At 36.6% G+C, this 23,056-nt stretch carries 28 protein-coding genes, 1 tRNA gene and 1 pseudogene; 15 read left to right on the top strand and 15 right to left on the bottom strand.

Translation table 11 applies throughout. The features are described from left to right. Window positions 1-297: 297 nt before the first annotated feature. A complete protein-coding gene (locus N5D90_RS01060; RefSeq protein WP_147280005.1) occupies window positions 298-531 on the bottom strand; it encodes a hypothetical protein in 234 nt (77 codons plus the stop codon). A 145-nt stretch (window positions 532-676) separates the two neighbouring features. Here N5D90_RS01060 and N5D90_RS01055 point away from each other — a divergent pair, with 145 nt between their 5' ends. The 6 genes from N5D90_RS01055 to N5D90_RS01030 all read left to right on the top strand — a co-directional run bounded on the left by N5D90_RS01055 (window position 677) and on the right by N5D90_RS01030 (window position 4,851). Then, window positions 677-1,567, top strand: a complete 891-nt coding sequence (locus N5D90_RS01055) for a DMT family transporter (RefSeq protein WP_280061267.1) — start codon at window positions 677-679, stop codon at window positions 1,565-1,567. 1 nt (window position 1,568) lies between these two features. Next, window positions 1,569-2,135, top strand: coding sequence for a TetR/AcrR family transcriptional regulator (locus N5D90_RS01050; RefSeq protein ID WP_115000806.1), 567 nt, complete (start codon window positions 1,569-1,571; stop codon window positions 2,133-2,135). An 18-nt stretch (window positions 2,136-2,153) separates the two neighbouring features. Then, the gene (locus tag N5D90_RS01045) at window positions 2,154-2,519 is read left to right on the top strand and encodes a DUF4180 domain-containing protein (RefSeq protein ID WP_115000809.1); all 366 of its coding nucleotides are present in this window, start codon (window positions 2,154-2,156) and stop codon (window positions 2,517-2,519) included. An 11-nt stretch (window positions 2,520-2,530) separates the two neighbouring features. Then, window positions 2,531-3,061 carry a GNAT family protein gene (locus N5D90_RS01040; RefSeq protein WP_280061266.1) on the top strand — a complete coding sequence of 177 codons (531 nt, stop codon included), beginning with the start codon at window positions 2,531-2,533 and terminating at the stop codon, window positions 3,059-3,061. A gap of 19 nt (window positions 3,062-3,080) precedes the next feature. After that, window positions 3,081-3,653 (top strand): Crp/Fnr family transcriptional regulator, encoded by a 573-nt coding sequence (locus tag N5D90_RS01035; RefSeq protein WP_280061265.1) that lies wholly within the window; start codon window positions 3,081-3,083, stop codon window positions 3,651-3,653. A 76-nt stretch (window positions 3,654-3,729) separates the two neighbouring features. After that, window positions 3,730-4,851, top strand: a complete 1,122-nt coding sequence (locus N5D90_RS01030; protein ID WP_280061264.1) for an FAD-dependent monooxygenase — start codon at window positions 3,730-3,732, stop codon at window positions 4,849-4,851. Window positions 4,852-4,930: 79 nt separating this feature from the next. On the opposite strand, the gene N5D90_RS01025 is transcribed toward N5D90_RS01030, so the two are convergent. The 4 genes and pseudogenes from N5D90_RS01025 to N5D90_RS01010 all read right to left on the bottom strand — a co-directional run bounded on the left by N5D90_RS01025 (window position 4,931) and on the right by N5D90_RS01010 (window position 7,388). Then, window positions 4,931-5,671, bottom strand: a complete 741-nt coding sequence (locus N5D90_RS01025; protein ID WP_280061263.1) for a YggS family pyridoxal phosphate-dependent enzyme — start codon at window positions 5,669-5,671, stop codon at window positions 4,931-4,933. 17 nt (window positions 5,672-5,688) lie between these two features. Next, window positions 5,689-6,452: pseudogene (locus N5D90_RS01020) on the bottom strand (AAA family ATPase). Beyond that, on the bottom strand, window positions 6,449-7,300 hold the full coding sequence (gene pdxY, locus N5D90_RS01015; RefSeq protein WP_280061262.1) for a pyridoxal kinase: 852 nt from the start codon (window positions 7,298-7,300) through the stop codon (window positions 6,449-6,451). The pseudogene N5D90_RS01020 and the gene pdxY overlap by 4 nt, the downstream one beginning before the upstream one ends. A gap of 17 nt (window positions 7,301-7,317) precedes the next feature. After that, window positions 7,318-7,388: transfer RNA gene (locus tag N5D90_RS01010), tRNA-Cys, on the bottom strand. 305 nt (window positions 7,389-7,693) lie between these two features. Between N5D90_RS01010 and N5D90_RS01005 the strand changes: the two genes are divergently transcribed. Together N5D90_RS01005 and N5D90_RS01000 are read left to right on the top strand one after the other, a co-directional pair. Then, window positions 7,694-9,166: a PLP-dependent aminotransferase family protein gene (locus tag N5D90_RS01005; protein ID WP_280061261.1), complete on the top strand. Its 1,473-nt coding sequence runs from the start codon at window positions 7,694-7,696 to the stop codon at window positions 9,164-9,166. A gap of 76 nt (window positions 9,167-9,242) precedes the next feature. Further along, the gene (locus N5D90_RS01000; RefSeq protein ID WP_280061260.1) at window positions 9,243-9,860 is read left to right on the top strand and encodes a GNAT family protein; all 618 of its coding nucleotides are present in this window, start codon (window positions 9,243-9,245) and stop codon (window positions 9,858-9,860) included. Between the two features lie 14 nt (window positions 9,861-9,874). On the opposite strand, the gene arsB is transcribed toward N5D90_RS01000, so the two are convergent. The 4 genes from arsB to N5D90_RS00980 all read right to left on the bottom strand — a co-directional run bounded on the left by arsB (window position 9,875) and on the right by N5D90_RS00980 (window position 12,395). Further along, complete coding sequence (gene arsB / locus N5D90_RS00995) at window positions 9,875-10,909, bottom strand: ACR3 family arsenite efflux transporter (protein ID WP_280061259.1); 1,035 nt, start codon at window positions 10,907-10,909, stop codon at window positions 9,875-9,877. After that, the gene (locus N5D90_RS00990; protein WP_280061258.1) at window positions 10,910-11,527 is read right to left on the bottom strand and encodes a protein-tyrosine-phosphatase; all 618 of its coding nucleotides are present in this window, start codon (window positions 11,525-11,527) and stop codon (window positions 10,910-10,912) included. A 10-nt stretch (window positions 11,528-11,537) separates the two neighbouring features. Next, window positions 11,538-12,002 carry a DUF6428 family protein gene (locus N5D90_RS00985; protein ID WP_280061257.1) on the bottom strand — a complete coding sequence of 155 codons (465 nt, stop codon included), beginning with the start codon at window positions 12,000-12,002 and terminating at the stop codon, window positions 11,538-11,540. 63 nt (window positions 12,003-12,065) lie between these two features. Next, window positions 12,066-12,395 carry a metalloregulator ArsR/SmtB family transcription factor gene (locus tag N5D90_RS00980; protein ID WP_280061256.1) on the bottom strand — a complete coding sequence of 110 codons (330 nt, stop codon included), beginning with the start codon at window positions 12,393-12,395 and terminating at the stop codon, window positions 12,066-12,068. A gap of 305 nt (window positions 12,396-12,700) precedes the next feature. Here N5D90_RS00980 and N5D90_RS00975 point away from each other — a divergent pair, with 305 nt between their 5' ends. After that, window positions 12,701-13,519 carry a class I SAM-dependent methyltransferase gene (locus N5D90_RS00975; RefSeq protein ID WP_280061255.1) on the top strand — a complete coding sequence of 273 codons (819 nt, stop codon included), beginning with the start codon at window positions 12,701-12,703 and terminating at the stop codon, window positions 13,517-13,519. 75 nt (window positions 13,520-13,594) lie between these two features. On the opposite strand, the gene N5D90_RS00970 is transcribed toward N5D90_RS00975, so the two are convergent. From N5D90_RS00970 to N5D90_RS00955, 4 genes are all read right to left on the bottom strand, one after another. Further along, window positions 13,595-14,305, bottom strand: coding sequence for a DsbA family oxidoreductase (locus N5D90_RS00970; RefSeq protein ID WP_280061254.1), 711 nt, complete (start codon window positions 14,303-14,305; stop codon window positions 13,595-13,597). After that, the gene (locus N5D90_RS00965; RefSeq protein WP_280061253.1) at window positions 14,305-14,688 is read right to left on the bottom strand and encodes a nuclear transport factor 2 family protein; all 384 of its coding nucleotides are present in this window, start codon (window positions 14,686-14,688) and stop codon (window positions 14,305-14,307) included. Before N5D90_RS00965 ends, N5D90_RS00970 begins: the two co-directional genes overlap by 1 nt. 127 nt (window positions 14,689-14,815) lie before the next feature. Beyond that, the gene (locus tag N5D90_RS00960; protein WP_280061252.1) at window positions 14,816-15,688 is read right to left on the bottom strand and encodes an AraC family transcriptional regulator; all 873 of its coding nucleotides are present in this window, start codon (window positions 15,686-15,688) and stop codon (window positions 14,816-14,818) included. Window positions 15,689-15,699: 11 nt separating this feature from the next. Then, complete coding sequence (locus N5D90_RS00955; protein WP_347881100.1) at window positions 15,700-16,077, bottom strand: helix-turn-helix domain-containing protein; 378 nt, start codon at window positions 16,075-16,077, stop codon at window positions 15,700-15,702. Window positions 16,078-16,243: 166 nt separating this feature from the next. Between N5D90_RS00955 and N5D90_RS00950 the strand changes: the two genes are divergently transcribed. The 5 genes from N5D90_RS00950 to N5D90_RS00930 all read left to right on the top strand — a co-directional run bounded on the left by N5D90_RS00950 (window position 16,244) and on the right by N5D90_RS00930 (window position 21,638). Continuing rightward, window positions 16,244-17,107 carry an SDR family oxidoreductase gene (locus N5D90_RS00950; RefSeq protein WP_280061251.1) on the top strand — a complete coding sequence of 288 codons (864 nt, stop codon included), beginning with the start codon at window positions 16,244-16,246 and terminating at the stop codon, window positions 17,105-17,107. Between the two features lie 115 nt (window positions 17,108-17,222). Further along, window positions 17,223-18,023 carry an AraC family transcriptional regulator gene (locus N5D90_RS00945; protein WP_280061250.1) on the top strand — a complete coding sequence of 267 codons (801 nt, stop codon included), beginning with the start codon at window positions 17,223-17,225 and terminating at the stop codon, window positions 18,021-18,023. A gap of 320 nt (window positions 18,024-18,343) precedes the next feature. Then, complete coding sequence (locus N5D90_RS00940) at window positions 18,344-19,741, top strand: MFS transporter (RefSeq protein ID WP_280061249.1); 1,398 nt, start codon at window positions 18,344-18,346, stop codon at window positions 19,739-19,741. Between the two features lie 279 nt (window positions 19,742-20,020). Beyond that, window positions 20,021-21,139, top strand: coding sequence for an alkene reductase (locus N5D90_RS00935; RefSeq protein ID WP_280061248.1), 1,119 nt, complete (start codon window positions 20,021-20,023; stop codon window positions 21,137-21,139). A 76-nt stretch (window positions 21,140-21,215) separates the two neighbouring features. After that, window positions 21,216-21,638: a helix-turn-helix domain-containing protein gene (locus N5D90_RS00930; RefSeq protein WP_280061247.1), complete on the top strand. Its 423-nt coding sequence runs from the start codon at window positions 21,216-21,218 to the stop codon at window positions 21,636-21,638. A 67-nt stretch (window positions 21,639-21,705) separates the two neighbouring features. Here N5D90_RS00930 and N5D90_RS00925 read toward each other — a convergent pair whose 3' ends face one another. After that, window positions 21,706-22,068: an MmcQ/YjbR family DNA-binding protein gene (locus N5D90_RS00925; RefSeq protein WP_280061246.1), complete on the bottom strand. Its 363-nt coding sequence runs from the start codon at window positions 22,066-22,068 to the stop codon at window positions 21,706-21,708. 20 nt (window positions 22,069-22,088) lie between these two features. Continuing rightward, the gene (locus N5D90_RS00920) at window positions 22,089-22,538 is read right to left on the bottom strand and encodes a nuclear transport factor 2 family protein (RefSeq protein WP_280061245.1); all 450 of its coding nucleotides are present in this window, start codon (window positions 22,536-22,538) and stop codon (window positions 22,089-22,091) included. A 118-nt stretch (window positions 22,539-22,656) separates the two neighbouring features. Between N5D90_RS00920 and N5D90_RS00915 the strand changes: the two genes are divergently transcribed. Then, entirely contained in the window at window positions 22,657-23,049 is a 393-nt protein-coding gene (locus N5D90_RS00915) for a ribonuclease inhibitor (protein WP_280061244.1), read from the top strand. The last annotated feature ends 7 nt before the right edge of the window (window positions 23,050-23,056 follow it).

Below are 23,056 nucleotides of genomic sequence, written 5' to 3'. Positions count from 1 at the left end.
AACAATAGCTAGAGTGGTTTCACTGTCTAAAAATCCTTGTTCATTTTCTAAAAAATTTCCAATTTGATTAAATTTGGAACAGAAAGTTTTCTAGTAGTCTTCTATTTTTCCATTTAAGGGAAATTAAGAATATTTTCTTCATCTTTTTGGTCTATAATTTTCGAAGTAATGGTATCTTATCGTATAAAGTAAAGATATTATAATTAAGAAACTAAAATCATCAAAAAGGTATTATTTGGCAAACTATGGAAAAGTTCGGCCTAATATTTTCTTATCAAAAAACATCTCAATAAAATTTTACTTTGTAAGACTTAAAATGTTATTAGAATAATTAGTATGACGAACTTCCGCCTCAAAACTTTCATTGGCTAATTTTGAAGTTTGCGGATTCATTCCGATTTGTCCCGAGACAAAAACATGTTGACCAGAAGCTAAGGAAGAACTTAGCGGAAAACCAGTAGGTTTTGTTTTTTGTGCTTGTGCAAAACCAATTCCCGCAATTAATAACGTACCCAATAGTATTTTCTTCATATCTACTTTTTTTGAAATTTACTGTTTATTACTGAATTTCAACAGCCTTTTGCAATAATTTCTCAAAGATATAAAAACAAATTTAATAGACAGACTTGTCTATATGTTTTATAATATTTAGTTTTGCCAAATCAAGAGTACAAAAATGGATAAAATAAAGAATGACAAATATTTAGCTTTAGCTGCTTTTATAGCTTTAGGATGCATTTGGGGCAGTAATTTCTTGTATATGCGTTTGGCTGCGCATTACATTTCGCCCATACAAGTCGTATTTTTACGCGTTGTTTTGGCAACAATTCCAATCGTGGCATTCGGGTTTGCAAGAAAAGCTTTTAAAAAATGGCACTTCAAATATTGGTATCATTTTTTGGTGATGTCGTTGTTGGCAGCGGTCATTTACTATTATTGTTTTGTGATGGGTTCGCATCTTTTGTATTCGGGAATTGCGGGTTCCATCAGCGGTTCCACGCCTTTATTTTCGTTTATTTTAGGTTTGATATTCTTAAAAGAAGAGAAAAGTTCAGCATTAAAAATTCTTGGTTTAATCATCGGAATGTTGGGGATAATTCTTTTGGCAAAGCCTTTTAATGCAGCCATTACCGCGACCACTTGGGAAGGCGTTTTGTACATGATAATTGGTTCCATCAGTTTTGGTGCTTCCTTTATTTATGCTAAAAAATATGTCAGTCCTTTGCAGATTTCGGGCTTGGCATTAGCATCTTATCAATTAGTTGGTGCATCGATTATTTTATTGATTTTAACACCGTTTCATGGAATTCTGAATATTCTACAAGACAAGACTGCAACTATCGGCTTAATACTGGGACTTTCGGTACTGGGAACAGGTTTGGCGTTCTTGATGTATTATTTTATCATCGACAAAATGGGCGCTGTGAAGGCTGCTTCGGTGGCTTACATCGCACCCATTGTTGCATTAGTTGTTGGCGCAACTTTGGGCAAAGAACCTATCGGATGGGTCGACATTGCTGGGGTTTTATTAATTTTGTTTGGCGTATATATTTTAAAGAAAAAGTAAAATGAAATCATCTGTTGCCGTTAGAGACCGTATTTTGGACACCGCGTCTGAATTGTTTTATCGACAAGGCTACAATTCTACAGGAATCAACCAGATTATTGATGAAGCCGAGATTGCAAGGGCGTCTTTGTACCATCATTTCAAGTCAAAAAACGATTTGTTATACGCATATCTGGAAAAAACGAACGATGCTTGGTTTGCTCAATTGCATCAATTTATCAAGAAGCAAAAGACGCCTGAAGTTAAGATATTAGCGATGTTTGATTTTCGAATTAAACGCCAAACGACTAACAAATTTGGCGGTTGTCCCTTTTTAAAAGCAAGTTCCGAAATTCCTTTTGATGATACCAAAGCTTTTGAAATTATCAACACACATAAAATGAAATTCAAATCTTTAATACTTGAGATTCTTGAGGATGAAGAATCAAAAAATGATTCATTTTCCAAAACCGAATTGGCAGAAACTCTTTTTCTTCTTATCGAAGGCGCAACGATGACGGCGAATTATCAGAAAAATAAATCTGCGTTGGAATCAGCAAAAGCGATGGCTGCGAAGTTGTTAAGTTAAATTTTAAATTAAAAGAACATGACCATCAACATCATAAAATTAAACGATGAAAACATCGTCGAAATAACACGCAACGGAATTTTTTTGACAAATACCGAAGATGCAATGCAGTTGATGATGGATTGCAAGTATGAACATCAGGCGTACAAAGCCATTTTTTATCAAGAAAATATTACACCCGATTTTTTTGAGTTGAAAACAAAATTGGCGGACGAAATGTTGCAAAAATTCACGCAATATGGCTTTGAAATCGCGATTGTTGGTGATTTTAGAGTTTATGAAAGTAAAAGCCTCAACGATTTTATTTTTGAAAGTAATAAAGCAGGAAAGTTTATTTTTGTAGCCACAAAAGATGAAGCGCTCTCTCGATGGAATATAGCTTAAAGCTTAAGAAAATGAAATTAGAAAACGAAAGAATTATTTTGCGTCCTATTGCAAAACAAGATGCAGCGCGAGTTTTAGAATATCGTGCTGACAAAATCGCCAACGCTTATCAAGGTTGGATTCCTGAAAATTTGGAGGAGGTAGAAACATTTATTGAGAAGAATCCAGCGGAATTTAATCAGCCTGAATCGTGGTTTCAGCTGGTGATTTTGGAAAAAGAAACAGGAAATCTCGTTGGAGATATTGGTGTACATTTTTTTGGTGAAGAAAATTTGCAAGTGGAATTTGGAATCACCTTGGATAAAGCCTTTCAAGGAAAAGCTTTGGCTTCAGAATCTTTGAATTTGTTAATTAATTATCTTTTTAAGGATTTGAAAAAGCACCGAATTATGGCTTCTTTAGACCCAAGAAATACAGCGTCTGAAAAATTGATGCAACGTCTTGGATTGCGTAAGGAAGCGCATTTCGTGAAAAGTTATTACCAAAACGGAACTTGGGCAGATGACGTGGTTTTTGCGATTTTAAACGAGGAATGGAAATAAATTTAAAATCATAGAAATAATGACAACCGTACTAAAAGAAAAACTGGCGGAAACGCTTCAACTTTCGTTGGAACGTGTGGATGAGTTTTTGGAAATTTGCTATGTTGTCAACTATGATAAAAACAAAATGATAGAACCCAAAAACGGCGTTTTCGCCTGTTTGGGATTCATTTTGAATGGTGCTGTTCGCATTTATTATGTCAACGAAAAAGGCGAAGACATCAGCTATCTTTTGCAGGTGAATAATGATGTCATCGGCGATTATGCGAGTTATATCACGGGCAAAAAGTCGGTCGCTTTGATACAAACTTTATTGAAAACCGAAGTTCTATATTTTGACAAGAAAGATGTTGAAGCTTTGATTCAGAAAGATATTTTTTGGCTTGGCCTGGCAAAACACATGTCTGATTTGGCATTTTTGGATGCAAAACAACGCTTGGACGAATTGTTTTTCTACACCCCCGAAGAGCGTTATCTCAACCTTTTGAAAAAGTCGCCCGAGATTCTGAACAAAATTCCGCAGAAATATATTTCGTCCTATTTGGGAATCACGCCACAATCTTTGAGCAGAATTCGGAAACGGATTTATTGATTCCGAAATTAACTTAAGTGAACGTTTTTGGCTTTTCGGACTTGTAATTTTGCCTCATCATTTAAACATAATCACAATGAAAATAGCAATTATAGGAGGCGGAATTGGCGGTTTGACAACAGCTTTAGCCTTACAAAAAAACAACTTGGATGTAACAATTTACGAAAGTGCTCCCGAAATAAAACCTGTCGGTGCTGGGATTATCATGGCAAATAATGCAATGCAGGTTTTTGATAAATTGGGTATTCGACACAAAATTGAAAATGCTGGTCATAAAATTTCAAATATCAAAATTACAGACCCGCAGTTGAAGACTTTATCTGACGTACAATTGAATAAATTCGAAAGCAAATATGGCGTTCATAATGTTGCCATCCATCGTGGCGATTTGCAACTGATTTTGGCTGAGGAAATCGGATTTGAAAACATTCAGCTTTCCAAGCGTTTGGCTAAAATCGAGAAAAACGAGGACTATAAGCTCACTTTTGATGATGGTACTATTGCAAATGCGGATGTTGTTATTGGTGCTGACGGAATAAAATCGGCGGTTCGAAATCAAATTCTAAACATCGGAACACTTAGAGATTCTGGACAAAAATGTTGGCGTGGCGTTGCAAACATGGATTGGGCAACGAAATACAACCATCAGGCGCATGAAGCTTGGGGAAAAGGACGACGTTTTGGCTTTGTGCGAATCAACGACCAAAAAGTCTATTGGTACGCCGTTGTAAACGAAAATTTGGTGAAAAATCCGAACAATCTTGTGGAACTTTTTACCGATTTTAATGCAGATGTTGTCAGAATGATTTCTGAAACGCCAAAGGAAAATATCTTTGTGAGTGACATTATCGATTTGGAACCGATTTCACAATGGCAAAAAGATCGTGTTTGTTTAATTGGCGATGCAGCGCATGCAACCACTCCAAATATGGGTCAAGGTGCTTGTCAAGCGATTGAAGATGCGTATGTCCTCGGAAAGCTTTTTGGCGAAGGAAAAACGGTGGAAGAAGTTTTCACACAATACGAAAACTCGCGTATGAAAAAAGCCCATTATATCGTCAATACCAGCTCTGCTATTGGCAAAGTTTCGCATTATGAAAATGCCTTAGCGATTTGGATACGCAATACTTTAGTAAAAGCAACGCCAAATTCGGTCAACGAAAAACAAATGGAAAAAGTCTTTGATATTGCTTATTAAAAGTGATATCAATACATTCTAAGTATAATCAAGACGCAGCAAAACGAGTTGAGCAAAATCCTGCGTCTCAACTTTATTTTTAGGTCAAATCACTTCCTTCGTTCCAATAATAACTATCAGGATAAATGCGCTCTCCGAAAATGGCTGAACCTACGCGAATAATACTTGCGCCTTCTTCAATTGCAATTTCCAAATCGCCACTCATCCCCATTGACAATTCGCTCATTTCAACATATGGGATATTTTCAGCAATGATTTTTTGTTGCAGATTTTTAAGGAGTTTAAAGCAAGCTCGTACTTTCTCAGAATGATTGCTTAACAAACCAATCGTCATCAAACCTTTTATTTGTAAGGTTTCTAACTGCGCGACTTGACGCACCAATTCGAGTGCTATGTCGGGATGAATTCCAAATTTACTTTCCTCGCCAGAAGTATTCACTTGGATAAAAACGTCTATCTTTTTTCCCTCAAACAGAAGACGTTGATGTAGTTTCTCTGCTAAATCTAATCGATCCAAGGATTGCAAACATTGCACGTCGTATTTGATGATATCTTTAATTTTATTGGTTTGCAAATGCCCAATAAAATGATTGGTGTGTGGCGTCGTTTTTAGAGCTTCATATTTTTCTTTCAATTCCTGCACTCTGTTTTCTGCAATCATGGTATAACCCGCGTCTAAAGCTACTTTTATACGTTCTGCATCGACGGTTTTTGTAGCTAAAAGTAGTTTTACATCGTTGGGATTTCGACCACTTTTTTGACAAGCCTTATTCATGCGGTCGACGATTATTGCGATATTTTCGAGGATGTTCTTGTTCATAATTTAATAGATTTTAATTAACCACCTTTCTGAATGTATAATAAATCAACTTTCTCAGCATGATCTGAATTCTTGGCATTTTCTTTTTCCAATTGTTCTATCAATAGTGATTTAACCTGTGTGAAAGCATCATCTTTAGCTTCGGCGTACGAAATTTCATATTTTCGGTTGAAGTTTTTTAAATGCGTTGGGATTGCTGATAAAATATTGTCGTAAAATAAATTTAATTCGTCTTTAGTAGGTTTTCAAAAGAAATATGTAACTGAAAACGTCTTAAAAGTGCTGTATCAATAATCTCCGAATGATTGGTAGCAGCGATTAATAAGGCATTTTCAGGAAAATAATCAATCAACTGAATGAGCGTATTTACCAATCGTCGCATTTCCCCAACATCTTTGTCGTCGCTACCTCTCGCCTTGCCAATTTGGTCGAATTCATCAAAGAAAAGCGCCGCTTTTTCTCGTCCAGCTTTCTCAAAAACTTCTTTGATATTTTTAGAAGTTTCGCCAATTCTTGCGTTGACAATACTACTGAGATTTAAGATTAAAATCGGTTTCCCTAAAGCATTGGCAATCGCTTTTGCAGTCGTCGTTTTACCACAACCAGAACTGCCGCGCAACAAAATTTTGTTGTTCACAGGAAGTCCATATTTCTGCAATTCTGGCAAATAACTATGCTCTTTTATGAGTTGCGAAATCGCTTTTTTGTTCGCCGCATTCAGGAAAACATCTTCCAGTTTTACCGCTTCTTTTTTTTGAATAATTAAATCAAATACGCTCATTTACTGCAAGAATTAAGGTTTAAAATATTCAGTGAAGCAATGATATCTTCGCTGTTAAAATCCATTCTGCCGTTGTTGAACATTCTCAATAAAACATTCGACAGAATATCGCCCGACAACAAAACGGCTTCATTTAAATGAATTCCTTTGAGCAAAAAAGACAGTAAATGTGCAGCGAAAAGTTCGCCCGTTCCCGCCATTTGAACAGGAATTTCTTTGTTTCGGATAATGGTCATCTCGCCATTTTCGACAATACAATTATCCAAAGTTCCGTGTAAAGTAGTTTTGAATTTTGCACCAGTAATAACAATTTTTTGAGTAGAAAATAGCGCATTAGAACGGATTAAATCCAATATTTCATCAGCAGAATTTGTAGTGGTATTCAGAATTTTTTGAATTTCAAATTGGTTGGGCGTCGACATATCGGCAAGCGGCAGCAAAAGCTTTTCAATACTCGTAGAAACGTTCGGATTTACATACAAACCAGCGTCAATATCGCCCATCACAGGGTCGCACAAATACGTAAGTGATGGATGCGAGTTTTTAATTTTTTGAACAAAATCAGCCGTCATTTCCACCTGCGTTTCCGTGCCAATATAACCGATAACAATCGCTGCAACGTCGTTGAGCAAATCTAATTTCAAAACGCCTTCTAACAAATCCTGAAACAAATCGTCAGGAACAGCGCCGCCACCAATCGTCGCCAATCCCAGATGATTGGAATAAAGCACCGTCGGAATGGTGATGACTTCGAAACCGCTCAATTGAAGTACCAACGCCGTCGTATTAAGCCCTACAAAGCCGTAGGAAACCTTGCTGTGGATGATGATAATTTTCTTTTTGTTCATGCTTTTTCTAAAAATAGAGGTCGGAAATGGATTCGAACCACTGTAAAAGACATTGCGTGCCTTCACCTAACCACTCAGCCATCCGACCTTAATTAACAATGCAAAATTAAGATTAATTTGGATGGTCTATATCATCCAGATTTCAGTTTGTAGGTAGTCCAATTTTTGATTTAAAAACGGAGCTTTTTATCTAAATTGTAATATTCATACGTCAGTTCGAGTAGCGAAGCGTATCGAAAACTATTAAATAAAAAACTTCTCGATAACTGTAGCGACTTAATTTTTAGTGCAAACCATTTTATTCGAATTGAAATTATTTAAGCCAAAATGAACATAGTTATTTTCCTAAAGGACTATCTTTGTTTGTAAGAATTGTTTTAATCAATAGTCCAGATGCTTCCATTCGAAAATATAATTAGCGTTGACCGAAACAGCAATATTGCTATTTACAAACAAATCGCAATTTCCATTATTAATGCCATCAACAACGGAACTTTGAAAGCTGGTGCAAAACTGCCGAGTAGCCGCGAATTGTCTAAATTATTGGGCTTGCATCGCAAAACCATTGTTGCGGCTTACGAGGAACTGAGTGCGCAGGATTGGATACAAAGTAGTCCACGCAAAAGCATCACGGTTTCTAACCAAATTCCGATGCTTTATCCCAAAATTGATGTTAAGCAAAACAAGGTTTTAGCTTATGAAAATAAGTTATCTCTACCTTTTAAAATCGTAAAAAAAGAACCCAAAAATTCAGAAAATGATAATTCAAAAATTACGATAAACGACGGTTATCCCGATGTTCGACTTTCTCCGTTGGATGAATTATTGAAAACGTATCGCTCATATTTAGCCCGAAATTATGCGATTGAAAATGCACATATCGGCAACGACCAAGGCACGATAAGTTTGCGTGAGGAATTGGCTGAGTTTCTTGCAGAATCGCGTGGTTTAAACATAAAACCAGACAATATTCTCATTACGCACGGAGCACAAATGAGTATTTATTTAGCCTCAAAATTGTTGTTAAATGACGGCGACATCGTTGTTGTGGGCAATCCCAATTATTCCAACGCTAATGAGACTTTTGAGGAAGTTGGTGCCAAATTGCTTGAGGTAAATGTTGATGCGAATGGATTGGACGTTGATAAAATTGAGCTAATCTGTAAAAAGAAAAAAATTACGGCGGTTTACGTCATTCCGCATCATCATTATCCAACGACCGTGACTTTGAGCGTGGAGCGTCGCATGAAGTTGTTGGCGCTTTCTCAGCAATATTCGTTCGTGATTATCGAGGACGATTACGACTACGATTATCACTACAATTCGTCGCCGTATTTGCCTTTGGCGAACGCTAATCACAACGGAAATGTCATCTATATCGGTTCTTTTTCCAAGATTTTGGACCCGTCGTTGCGCATTGGTTTTATGGTGGCGCCTGCTAATTTCATTGCGCAAACGGTCGCACTTCGAAAGTTGATTGACGTGGGTGGCGACGGTTATATGCAAAATGCGTTGGCTTCGCTGATTAAAAATGGAGAGTTAAAAAGGCATTTGAAAAGAGCTTTAAAAGCCTATCATTTTCGACGTGATTTTTTGAATGAACTTTTAGAAAAAAAACTCGGCAAGTATGTTCAATACAATATTCCGTCTGGTGGAATGGCGTTTTGGATTGAATTAAAAGCGCTTTATAAAATCAAAGATTTGGTAAAAGATTCGCAGTTGAAAATCAAGCGTTGGGATGAAGCGCTCAACGCGTTCAGATTTGGTTTTGCTTCGATGAATGAACAGGAATTGACGATTACAGTGACCTATCTCGCTAAACTTTTCAAGAAAATGGACGACCAGCAATCTGGACTATCAGAATAATCAAATCTGAGCTACCAAGTGCATTTTTTCTGTCAGTAATTTTGCTCCCGAAATTAGAAACATAAAAAATTTAGAAATGGAAAAATGGTTCAATAAAATAGTCCTCGAAACTGAAAATGTATTGCTTCGCCCACTCACTATCGAAGATAAAAACGATTTGGTGGAAGCCAGCAAAGACGGCGATTTGTCGGAGCTTTGGTTTACAACGGTTCCGACGGAAGAAACGGTTGAAAAGTACATCAACGCGGCGTTGGAAGAACACAATGCCGACAAAGGTTTGCCTTTTGTGGTGATTGACAAAAAAACGAACAAAATCATCGGTACAACCCGTTATATGAACGGCGTTCCCGAATATCGAAAGTTGGAAATTGGGCACACTTGGTATGCAAAATCTTACCAAAAAACTTACGTTAACACCGAATGCAAATTTTTGCTTTTGACACATGCTTTTGAGGTTTTAAAGGCGATTGCCGTTGAATTTCGCACCAATTGGTACAATCTTCCATCCCGAAATGCGATTGCAAGATTGGGTGCAAAGCAAGATGGCGTACTTAGAAACAATATGATTTCGGCGAATGGTTTGGTTCGTGATACGGTTGTTTTCTCTATTATCGAAAACGAATGGCCAACTTGTAAAGTGGCACTTACTTACAAAATCGATCAGCTTTGGAAAAGAAATAATCTTGGAAATTAAGTTGCGCAAAGAATTTAATTTTTATAGTATTTATCCTTTAGCCATAAACTCGCTTTAACCAATAAAATAAGGACGGGAACTTCCACCAAAGGGCCGATAACGCCGACAAATGCTTGCGAAGAATGGATCCCGAAAGTCGAAATAGCCACCGCAATTGCCAACTCGAAATTGTTGCCCGTTGCGGTGAACGCTATCGACACATTTTTGTCGTACGGAACTTTCAAAGCCTTATTGATAAAGAAACTGACGAAAAACATGAGGACAAAATAAGTGATGAGCGGCACCGAAATCCGAAGCACATCCATCGGTAATTCGATGATTTTATCGCCTTTTAAACTGAACATCAAAATGATGGTAAACAAAAGCGCATAAAGCGATAGCGGTGAAATTTTGGGTATGAATTTCCGATTATACCATGCCAAACCTTTCGTTTTTACCAAAAAATATCGGCTGAGAAAACCTGCAAGAAAAGGAATGCCCAAATACAAGAAAACGCTTTGGCTGACGTCTTTTGCAGAGACATTGATGTTGAATTTTGCCAATCCGAGTTTTGCTGGCAAAACGTTGATGAAAAGCCAAACCAAAAAACTGTAAAACAAAATCTGAAAAATGCTGTTGAGGGCGACCAACATTGCGGCGTATTCGCGGTTTCCTTTTGCCAAATCGTTCCACACGATCACCATTGCGATGCACCTTGCCAAGCCGATTAAGATTAATCCCGACATATAATCGGGGGAATTTCTAAAAAACAAAATCGCCAGTCCAAACATCAAAACCGTACCAACAATCCAGTTTAAAACCAAGGAAATCAGCATTAATTTTTTGTCTGAAAATGCCTTTGGAAGCAGCGAATAATCGACTTTTGCGAGCGGTGGAAACATCATCAAAAGCAATCCCATCGCCAACGGAATATTGGTAGATCCAACCGAAACTTGGCTAATGGCGTTCGAGATATTTGGAAAAAAATGTCCCAAGCCAACGCCAATTGCCATCGCCAGAAAAATCCATAAACTAAGGTAACGATTGAGGTATTTTAGTTTTGTTTGCATTTAGTAGCGATTGATTTTTGAGAAAACATAAAACATTTCAGTAGCGATTTCCAAACTGCGTTTTGCGTATAATTCCGTTTGAGACGAGGTATTGTCGGCGATTTTTGGATCTTCGTAGGTAATCGGAATTCTTTTTTCGGCACCTGCAATAAATGGACATCCGCCGTCCGCTTCCGAGCAAGTCATCACCGCCGCAAAGTTGGAAGCGGGATTAAAAGCATGGTCGTATCGCTTCGAAAAACCGATAATCGGCAATGCATTTTCGTCAAATTTTAGGACATAAACTGGATTTTCGTCCTTTGAAATCTTTGCAATAGAAAAGCCTTGCTCAGTAAGTGTTTCAACGATTTTTGGAAAAAGCGCCGTCGTTTCGGTTCCGCCCGAAAAGCAATTCACTTTTGGAATTTGGAAGTGTGCTGCAAAAACCTGTGCCCAAACCTGCGCCAGATGGCTTCGTCGCGAATTGTGCGTGCAAATGAATTGAATATTGACGCTTTCTTTTTGATTTATTTTCTGTTGAATATAATCGATTAATGGCTGTAAAATTTCCTTTCGATCTTCGTTTAGATTCTTCGCAGAAGCAATGCTGGTAATAGTTTCGGCTAAATTTTGATACATGATTTTGAGTTTAGCAACATCCAGAATTTAGTGTGCAGTTAGTAGTATTGAGATCAGATAAATTCACTTTTTGTTTTTGAACGGGAATGCCGCAAGCATCGCCAGCCAAGCAAGCCGTTTGTTTATTTTTTAGTAAAAAATGCTCGCCATTAAAATCCAAATCGTATTTCCCGATGGTTTCACTTTGGTATTCCACCTCGATTTCGGCGTCTTCGATACCCAGTTTTTCCTCAGACAATTGAATGATGTTTAGCAATTTTGTGGGTTTCAAACGATGATCAAAATCGTTGGCATTCCACAACTGAAAATTGATTGTTTTTTCATGTCGGATTTTTCCACCACAATCGATAAAATCTTTAGTGATAATACCGACTTCCGTCACATGAAAATGCTCGGGAACAAAATTTCCATTTTCCAACTGAAACTGTACATTGCCCAATTGAGGCAAGATTTCTTTAATTTTTGATAGTTTCATACAATTTAATTTTATTATTTATATATTGCAATATTACGATATTGAAAGTCAAAAAAAATGCCTTCAACAGCATTGGTTGGTGCTTACATTTTGATTAAAAAATACATCAAAATCCTGTTGAATTTGTTTCCATTTTTCTTCATCAATGCAATAGCAAACGGATTTTCCTTCGATGGAACCTTTAATAATTCCTATATTTTTTAGCTCTTTTAAATGCTGAGAAATCGTTGCTTGCGCCAATCCCAATTCTTCTACCAAATCGTTGCAAATACAACTTTTCTGATTGATAATATGCTGTAAAATCGCCACACGAGCTGGATGTCCCAAAACTTTGAAAAAGCCTGCAAGTTTGTTTTGTTCTTCCGAAAAAATATCCGATTTGGTAACGCCCATTTGTTTTTATTTAACATTGCAATATTACGATGATAAATTTAAAATGCAAAGTGTTTTGTTTGTTTTTTTTGAAATTTAGTTTGAGAATGGCTGTAGCAAATCGTTTATAAATTCAATTTATAAAACTGACAATCAACTATTTATATATAATTTCCACTTTTAAATATTTTTTCTATTTTTGCAACATCTTATACTAAGTGCGCATATCACAACCTCGTTTCTCAGAGGTTTTAACGATTACTTTTTGTAGTCGCGACTTTTTATTTCTATAAATTAATCTTAAAGTGTTTTGCACTAATCTTAGTATGAAAAAACATAATTTAATAAGTTCTGCTATTGAACTTTTCTACAATAAAGCATCCGAAGAAGATAGACTTTCAAAAGGAATGGGCGTTTTCGAATTTGAGCGCATAAAATATTTGATCAGTTTGTATCTTAAAAATTCTTCCACAATTCTTGATATTGGCGGTGGTACAGGCAAATATTCGGAATGGTTGTCCAAACTAAATCACAACGTTTACTTGGTAGAACCTGTTGATAAACACCTAAAAATTGCCCAAAGTAGGTCGCAAAAATTAAAAAACAAGTTCAAAGTCATAAAAGGCGAAACAAGAAATTTGGACTTTCCTAATAATTTTGCAGATTTAGTCATACTTCACGGACCTTTGTATCATTTACAAAACGCCGAAGACCGCATTCTTGTCATTAACGAAGCTAAAAGGGTTTTGAAGAAAAATGGAATTATTTTGGGTTTTGGTATTAATTCTACAGCTTCCACTTTAGTAGGTCTTTTAAATGGATTGATCTACAAACCGCCGTTTTTTGACATGTGTAAATCCGAATTAAAATCAGGTATTCATACGCCTCCAGACGATTTTCCGTGGTTGTTAGCTGAGGCTTTTTATCATAAACCAAGGATTTTGAAAGACGAATTCTTGCAATGCAATTTTAAAATTGATAAAATGTTTGCGGTTGAGGGTTTTATTTGGCTTGACAAAGATTATTATTCTAACATGCTCAATCCTAAGCGAAGAAGTGTTTTAAATGATTTATTGATGGCAACAGAAAATGATGAAACCTTGCTGCCCTTTAGCCCCCACATGATGATTGCGGCTATTAAATAACATATTTTACAAAATTTAAATAGCAAGCGAGGTTCTCTTTTTGGAAAAACCTCGCTTGCTTTTGAAATCAATATTTTATTGGCAATTTCCGTCCAAACTGCAAGATTGCCCTTCAATAATTTCTAAACTATTGGTAGGATTTTCCCTTTGCCATTCTTCAAATGCTTTGGTTATGGTACTAAGGAAAACTTCGGGTGGTTGTGCTCCAGAAATCGCATACTTCTCATTAATCAGGAAAAACGGAACACCGTTTACACCTATTTTTCGGGCTTCGTCGATGTCTTTTTCTATTGCTTCGGAAAAGCTTTTATTTTCTAAAACCAAACGCAATTCCGTTTTATCCAAACCAATTTTTTCGCCTAATTGTAACAAGGTTTCGGTATTAGCAGTGTCTTGTCCATTGATGAAAAAAGCTTCAAACAAAACTTCCTCTGCCTGCTGTCCCAACATTTTTGTTTTAGCAAATTGAATTAGTTGATGCGCTTTATGAGAATTGACCAAAACCGAATGATCAAAATCGAAATGTAAACCAACATTTTTTGCGGTATGCGTAATTCCTGCAATCATTCCGTTGACCTGCTCCAACGCCAAACCTTTTCGCTTCACCAAATAATCGGCGTAACTATCTTCGGCTGTTTCGGGAAGATGAGGATCCAAAACAAAACTTTTCCATGTAATTTCCAATTGATTTCGTTGCGGAAATTGCGCCAATGCAAGTTCCAAATTTCGTTTTCCGATATAACAAAACGGACAAACAACGTCGCTCCAAATTTCTATTTTCATCATTATTTATCGTATTTGTGAAAAACTTTTGAGACAATCTTCCAATCATCACCTTCCTTGATTAAAGAATGAAATTCGGTGAAATTATCGCCCGTTGCATTAGCTTCTACTTCATTTCGTACAACTGCTGTCGTGGTTGTTTTATCCAAAATACTAACATGCGAAATAATGTTGGGCGCTGCACCTGCATGCTTTACCGAGGTGTGCAGATTTTCGATAGAACCTTCCACAAAATGTCCGTTCCAATAGCCATACATCACCGTATCTTTCGTGAAAACGTCATTAAAAATCGTTGTATCACCTGTTCTAAAACCTTCTGTATAGGTTTTCATCGTGTTGATAATTGTTTCGTAATCCGTGATGGAATTCGCGTTTTTATTTTCCATTTGTTTCAATTAATGTTAAACTTTATTTTTCTGTACTGCAAAGGTAAAGCAGCTTTTAGCCGACTACTTTTCCCAACAGTCCAAGTTTCTTTTCTAAAAAGTCCAAATGGATTAAAATGCCCAAAAACTACAAATGATGGCGATAAGAAGATGGCGAAATGCCGTATAAATCCTTGAAAATGCGAGAAAAATGTGAAACGTTTTCGAAACCAACAGTATAACAAATATCACTAATGGACATCGCCGTTGTCTCCAGCAAATCTTTCGCTTTTGCCAATCTTTTCTCTCGAATTAATTGTGCGGGCGGCATATTGAAGATATTTTGAAAATCTCTTTTGAACGCCGAAAGGCTTCTACCAGACAGATACGCAAGTTCTTGGAGGGAAGCTGGTGAGGTATAATTGGCTTCAATCACCGACTGAATGTCCACACGAATTGGTTGATCGAATTGCAATAGTTGTGCATACATCGGTTGCGAGCCAATAGCAATGTTATAAAGCATTTCCATCATTTTGATGTGGATTTGTCCCTCCTGAACAGGATAAGTTCCCGACAAATACATTTTCACAGATTGGGCGAAATGAATTTGACATTCGGGCATCGGAAAAATGGCAGAATTGGCTTCTGCATCTGGCTTTGCAATTGGTTTCATATTCGATGATGTCAAAAAAGATTTTAGCACAGCATCTTTAATGCTTACAATAATGCAATCGTAGGTTGGACCGCTGTTGGCAGATTTTTCAAATTTTAGGAAAGTCGCTTTTTTGAATAGAATCATTTCATTTTTCTTCAATTCAAAAACATCTTTGCCATGCGTTAATTTCAAACTGCCATCCAACAAAAAGAAAAGACTATGTTCTTCCAGAAAGAAGCTGCCATGTTGCGCCGTATTGCTGCATTGCTCCATAACCGAATAACCATCAAAATCCAGCCGCACTTTCGACGAATTTTCATCCAAAGGCGTGGTAGAAATTTTAATTATTTTGTTTGCATTTTCCACTAAAATTCGGTTTAAATTTCCGTTGAAGCATTTTTATTAATCAACACATTTCGGTATTCTATGCCCCATTCTGCAAGCTCCACGATGATGTGCTCCAAAGTACGCCCGAAATCCGTAATTTCATACTCCACAGTGATCGGTTTGGTTTGTTTTACGCTTCTTGTTATCAGAAGATTCATTTCCAAATCTTGCAATTCTTTCGATAGCATTTTTGCGCCAATGCCCGTTACTTCACGCTTTAAATCACTAAAACGCATTTTCCCAAATACGATAAGCGCCGACAAAATATGGAATTTCCATTTGCCAGAAAGTATGCTCATTGCATCATTCATCCCCACCATTCTCAGGCTGCATTGGGTTGGATTCAGAACTTTTTTTTCGTCTTTCAAAATGCATAATTTATAGTTGATAAAGGTAACAAATTTCCGATTTGGTTTCCTACAACACACCAGTTTCCTGTTGGAAACCAATAGTATAAATCGCAAATGACTCCTCTAATTTTGCAATCAAATATTCTGAAAAAGTTTCGGAAAATTCTCATTAAAATAATAGAAAATGATATTAATAACGGGAGCAACAGGCGCTTTGGGACAACAAACCATCAAGCATTTACTAAAGTTAAAAGATGCGAAAGAAATCACAGTTTTGGTTCGAAACGAAAGTAAAGCACAAACTTTTATCGACCAAGGAATCAACGTGAAAATTGGGAGTTACGAAGACATAAATTCTCTGGAACAAGCCATGCAAGGCATCGACCAATTGCTTTTGATTCCGTCGCCAAGCGGAACAATTTTTAGCGAAAACAAAAATGTAATTGATACCGCAAAAAAACACGGCGTAAAACATATTCTCTACACCAGTCTTTTGGTGAAAAATATCGAAAAATCTCCGCTGAAAGCTTTACTACAGCAGCATTTGGATACCGAAAACTATGCAAAGGAAAGTGGAATTCCGTACACCATCTTGAAAAATACGATGTATGCGGATGCAATTCCTCTTTTTGTGGGCAACGATGTTTTGGAAAACGGAGTTTATCTTCATGCTGCGGATGGAAAAGTTCCGTTTGCGCTGAGACGCGAATTGGGTGAAGCGGCTGCCAATGCACTTTTGGACGAAAAACATTTGAACAAAGAATATGAATTGACAGCTTCTGAGTATTACACTTACGCCGATGTTGCCGATGCCTTGTCTGAATTATCGGGAAAGCAAGTGCCTTTTTATGCGCAAACTACGGTTGAAGAATACGAAAATCATTTAAGAAAAAAAGGCGTTCATGAAGGTGAACTGTTTGCTATTTCTGGATTTGTAACCGACAAGCGAAATGCTATATTTCAGCTATTGTCTAACGATTTAGAACATCTTTTGTGTAGAAAACCTTTACCGTTAAAAGAAAGTTTGCGGGAGATTTATAACTTTTAAAACGAATTTTATTTGAGGAAAAAGCTTGTCTATTATTTTAGGCAAGCTTTTTAGTTGAGATGATTTTTTGAGGAAAAATTATTTTTTAATTTTGTTCTTTATTGAGATACGAATTATGGTAAAATATTCGGAAGAAACGGATAACTTAAGATTGGCAAGTCCTATCAAGAATGATTATTACACGGTTTTAATCTGTTCGGAGGGAAATGCTAAGATTAAAATTGGTTTTCATCATTTTGAAATTACTTCTGGAACAATCACAATTTTGCCTCCCGATATACTCATTTCTACTCAAAATGTTTCTGATAATTTCAAAGTAAAACAAGTCCTTTTTACAAAGGTGTTTTTGCAGAAAATCATCCTGAAAGAGGGAATTATTGACGAATTACTTTTGCTAAATACCAAATATCCGCCGATGTATGAACTCAACGAAAGTTTTAATTCGGTGAAGGAAAAGTTTGTCCAAATAAAAAGGGAATTAAACTCAAAATACGCTTATCATTTAGATATTATTCGTTTAATCATCATGGAGATTTTGTACGAATATAACAGGGCTTGTGAGTATTGTTTGTTGGGATTTGAGAAAACCATGAACCGAAATTATCAGCTGACCTACGAATTTAAAAAATTGGTTGATGAGCATTTTACAACGTGGAATTCTATTGGACAATACGCCTCGCATCTCGGAATTTCGGCAAAACATTTAACAGAAGTGATTAAAGAAGAAACGGGAAATACGGCTTTGCAGATTATCCACGAACGGATATTGTTGGAAAGTCAATATCTTCTAAAACATACGACTCGCTCCATTAAAGAATGTGCCGACCAATTGGGCTTTGAAACCACTTCTTATTTTTCACGATTTTTTAAACGCTATTTGATGATGTCGCCCAACGATTACAGAAAAAGCAAGTAAAATGAAGAAATTTCCTGTGATTTTTATCGCAAAGGCGCAAGATTTTCAAACAATGTAAATTAATTAAGGCGCAAGAAAATCAAAGATTTTCCTTTTTTTCAATCGTATAATTTATCGAAGATAAATTCTTTGCGCCTTAATAAAACGTAGTATTTATTGGTTTTTAGCGCCTTTGCGTTAAAAAATATAATGCAAAACAGATTAGATATATCCTCTCAAATCACATAATCCGTAAAAATTGAATCTTTTACCGAAGATTCGATATTGCGCTAATCTCCGGCTCCACCGAATTTTGCATTATTATTTTAATGCAATTTTATATGAACAAAAATGATACAACCTGGAAGGATCTTTTCTCGAACGGAAACGGATTAAAAGCCACAACATTGGCTTTGGGTGTGATGTTACACGCAACAAATGTGTATTTGGCAACAACGATAATGCCGTCAATCATTAAGGAAATCGGCGGTTTGGAATATTACGCCTGGAATACCACCATTTTTATCGTTGCATCGGTCATTGGCTCGGTAGTTTCGGCAAATCAAATGGGGAAATCGGGTCCTCGAAAAGCCTATCAAATCGGGATTTTATTATTTTCGGTGGGCGTTTTACTGTGTAGTTTGGCGCCAACCATGTATGTATTGTTGCTTGGACGCTTTATTCAGGGATTTGGTGGCGGATTGTTATTCGCTTTATCCTATGCGATGATTAGATTGATTTTCGCTGAAAAATTATGGTCCAGAGCAATGGCTTTAATTTCGGGAATGTGGGGCGTGGCAGCATTTTCGGGACCTTTTATTGGCGGAATTTTCGCAGAACATGGACATTGGAGAATGGCGTTTGGCGTGCTATTGATTTTTTGCGTTTTCTTATTCATCCTATCTTCCAAAACTTTACCCAAAACAAAGCCTGAAGAAAAGGTTTCACAAATCCCTTATCTCAAACTTTTGCTCTTGGGATTGGCAGCTTTAACGGTTTCTATTGGTAGTATTCAGAAAAATATAGTCGGAAGTCTCATCGGAATTTGTATTGCCTTTCTTTTATTACTGATTTTAGTTATTTCGGAGAAAAATTCCAAAAACCGTTTACTCCCAACTGGTGCTTATAAAATAACTTCGCAATTGGGCACCATTTACAGCATTATGGCATTGCTAACCATTGCCACATCCATCGAAATTTATGTACCTTATTTTGCACAGATTATCGACGGACTTTCGCCTTTGGAATCAGGCTATCTTACGGTATTAATTGCCATTGGATGGACATTATCTTCCATTCTATTTTCTGGAATTAAAGGAAATCGAGTAAACAAAATCATCCTTTTTGGTGCATTTGTAATGTTGATTGGCATGCTTGGACTTTGCTATTTTTCGATTGCAACTTTACACACATTCACGATGAAACTCATTATAGAATGTACATTCCTGCTACTCATCGGCATCGGCATCGGAATGGGATGGCCACATTTACTGACAAAAGTATTTTCGCTCTCGCCAAAAGGTGAAGAAGACCTTACCTCATCGTCAGTAATGACTGTACAACTGATTGCAACATCCTTCGGTGCAGCGATTGCAGGACTTGTTACCAACTTTGGCGGAATCACCAAACCTGGTGGAATTAGCGGCACAACACAAGCTTCGATTTATCTTTACGCTTCCTTTGCTGTCGCTCCTTTGCTTGCAATTATCCTTTGTTTGATGTTGAAAAAGTCGAAGTAGAATATTTTCAAATCAATTTAATGTAAAAGGCTTGTCTAATATTTTAGGCAAGCTTTTTTTATGATTAATAATTAAACGCATTTTAATTATTTTAATAGACGTTTTCACTAGCTATGAAATTAAATATCACATTTACAAATATTTATTTTTTTTCTTGTACTTTTTTTCTCAATAAAACATTAAAACTCAAGCATTCATTTTAAATAAAAAATTATTTCGCACTTGCGTTTTGCAATTTTATTTATATATTTGCGATTGCAATTTAAAAGTACAAAACAAATGAATACAACAAATTCAATATTTAACAAAACTCTAAAAATCGGAGATTTAGAACTTCCCAACAGAATCGTAATGCCGCCGCTTACAAGGATGCGTGCCAACAAGGATTTTGCAGCAAATGATATGATGGCAGAATATTATGCGCAACGTGCCGACGCTGGACTTATTATCGCAGAAGCGAGCCAAATCAGCCAACAAGCGCAAGGTTATCCAACAACGCCGGCTATTTATAATCAAGAGCATATCGATGGTTGGAAAAAAGTAACCAACGCCGTTCACCAAAATAATGGACGTATCTTTTTGCAATTGTGGCATGTGGGACGCATTTCTCATTCGGCATTTCAGGTGAATAATAGCTTGCCTGTTGCACCTTCGGCTATTCCTGCGATTGGAAACGCATTTTTGCCAGATTGGGGTCGTGTACCTTACGAAACGCCGCATGCATTGAGCATTCCAGAAATCAAGCAAATCATTGAAGATTATCGTCAAGCTGCGATTAATGCGATGGAAGCAGGTTTTGATGGTATCGAAATCCATGCTGCAAACGGCTATCTTATGGAACAATTTTTCAGAAGTGTTTCTAATGTTCGCGATGACGAATATGGTGGAAGTATCGAGAATCGTACACGTATTTTGTTCGAAGTTTTGGATGCTGTATTGAGTGTTGTTCCAAACAAAAAAGTAGGTGTGCGCATTTCGCCGTTCTTTACAGGAACAATCGGCTTAGATCCTCAAACTTTCGAGTTATACGACTACATCGTTAATAAATTGGAAAAATACAATCTTGCTTATTTGCACATCATCGAATCTCAAGAACCGCAGAATTTACAATCGGAAAGCGAAGTCGAAACCTATGTTGAAAGCCTATTGGTAGCACATTACCGTAAATTGTTTAGCAATCCAATTATCACAGCAGGTGGATTTGATCGCGATATTGCAATAAAAACTTTGGAGAAAAATTATGCCGATGCCATCGCTTTTGGGAAAGCTTTTATTTCGACGCCAGATTTAACAAATCGATTGCTTAATGATGTAGAAATTAATCCTTTGGACGATGCAACAGTTTATGGCGGTACCGAAAAAGGTTATACGGATTATGCAACTTTAGCTATTTCGTAGTTAAATTGTGATTTAGTTAATATTTTCTCTTCTAAAAATTGAAACTATTATATTTGCAATTGTAATACGCAAGTAAATGAGCACAACTAAAAATAGATCATCTTGTCCTATTAGCTGCACTTTGGACACTATTGGCGACAAATGGAGCATTCTTATTTTGAGGGATATGATGTTTTCGGATAAAATGACGTTCGGGGATTTTTTGGCATCAAACGAAAAAATTGCATCCAATATTTTGACAGATAAACTTAAAAATTTGGAATGTGCCGAACTTATTTTTAAACATAAAGTTTCGGGAAAAGCTCGTGTAGGCTATACTTTGACCGAAAAAGGAATTAGCCTACTTCCTTTGGTTATGGAATTTGTAAAATGGGGGAATCATCAGAAAGCCGACGAAACACAGCCTGCCAAAAAGACCAATTACAACAAAACCATAGAAAAGATGACGACTCATTTAATGGAACGTTTGAAAATGTATCAGCCCGAGACTTCGGTTTAAATATAGAAAAGTGATTAAATACAAAAGACCTTCGCAATAGCTCGCGGAGGTCTTTTACTTCAAGTTTCTATTTCTCTAATTCTGCATATTCATCCCTCAATTTTTTCGGCAACTTTTTAACGACTTCCTGTACCGAATGTTTAATCCACGTTTTCAAGGTTTCGTCATCCATATCGCCGTTTAGCATAATCGTATTCCAATATTTTTTGTTGAAATGCCAAGCTGCCTCAACACTTTCGTAACGTTCACGAAGTTCGATAGCTTCCTCGGGATTGCATTTTAGCGAAACTTTAAGCTCAGCATCATTTAACGGAATCACCGCAAACCATTTGTCATAAACCCGAAACATCAGATATTCATTCTTAAAAGGCATATCTTCCGTCGCCAAAGGAATGGACAAACAATACTCGCGAAGTTCTTCGATGTTCATAAAAGGTGGTTTTAATTTTTTTAATCTTTGGTATTCGCGATAATCACAGCAAATGAATCCATATAATCTCGCCAATGCACTATTTTCCTGTTTTTTATCGTCACTATGGAACAAAACCTATTGTCATAAGGCTTCCCCGTTGCTGGAATCGTACCGTGAACAGCATATTCCAAAGTGACAATTCCTTGCGCTTGGTCTTTGTAAACATGTAAACCATCTGCTGAATCGAGCTGGGTTTCGTAACCGCCAAACCAATCCATATAGGCTTGCCTCCCTTCTATTCTATTGGGAAAATTCGGGAAATTGTACAAAAACTCGAACACAGCGTTTTCATCCACAGCATCCCAAAAATGTTCGCCATCCACTTCGCCTTTTAAACCTTGCATCACGATATTGTAAAACGCATCTGCATTTTTACGAAAAGCGGGATGATTTCTATCGACTTGATTACTAATTGTATTTTCTGACATGAGATTTATGTTTTAAATAGGAGTTTAAAATTAGAAAAAAACTGCTTTTCAACAAAATCAAAAAGGCTAAAAAAAGTTTGATTTTTGTAAGTTTGCGAATCAACAAAATTCACGATAAATGAAAAAAGAAATCCAAATTGATGGTTCCAAAATTCAGGATTTGACGAGTTTGTATAAAGAGTTTAATGACAAATTGATGCCTAATGAAGATTGGGAATTGGGCGAAAGTTTGGATGCTTTGGACGACTTGTTGTACGGCGGTTTTGGTGAAATTAATGGCAACGAAGCCATTCGTTTTGTCTGGACAGATTTTGAACGAATGAAAGAACTTTTCGGTTATGACTTTACCTTGAATTTCTACCAAAACAAACTGAAATATCCTGAAGTTTTCAATGTAGAGTTAATTCAAAACTCTATCGAAGAACTGCAAAATGGAAACGGAAAAACCTATTTCGAAATTATTTTAGAAATCATTGAAAGTCATTCTAATATTGAGTTGGTGACAAAATAAATGTTCA

Source organism: Empedobacter sp. GD03797 (genome assembly GCF_029842105.1).
Taxonomy (GTDB): Bacteria; Bacteroidota; Bacteroidia; order Flavobacteriales; family Weeksellaceae; genus Empedobacter; species Empedobacter falsenii_C.
This window is presented reverse-complemented; position numbering and strand designations above follow the sequence as displayed.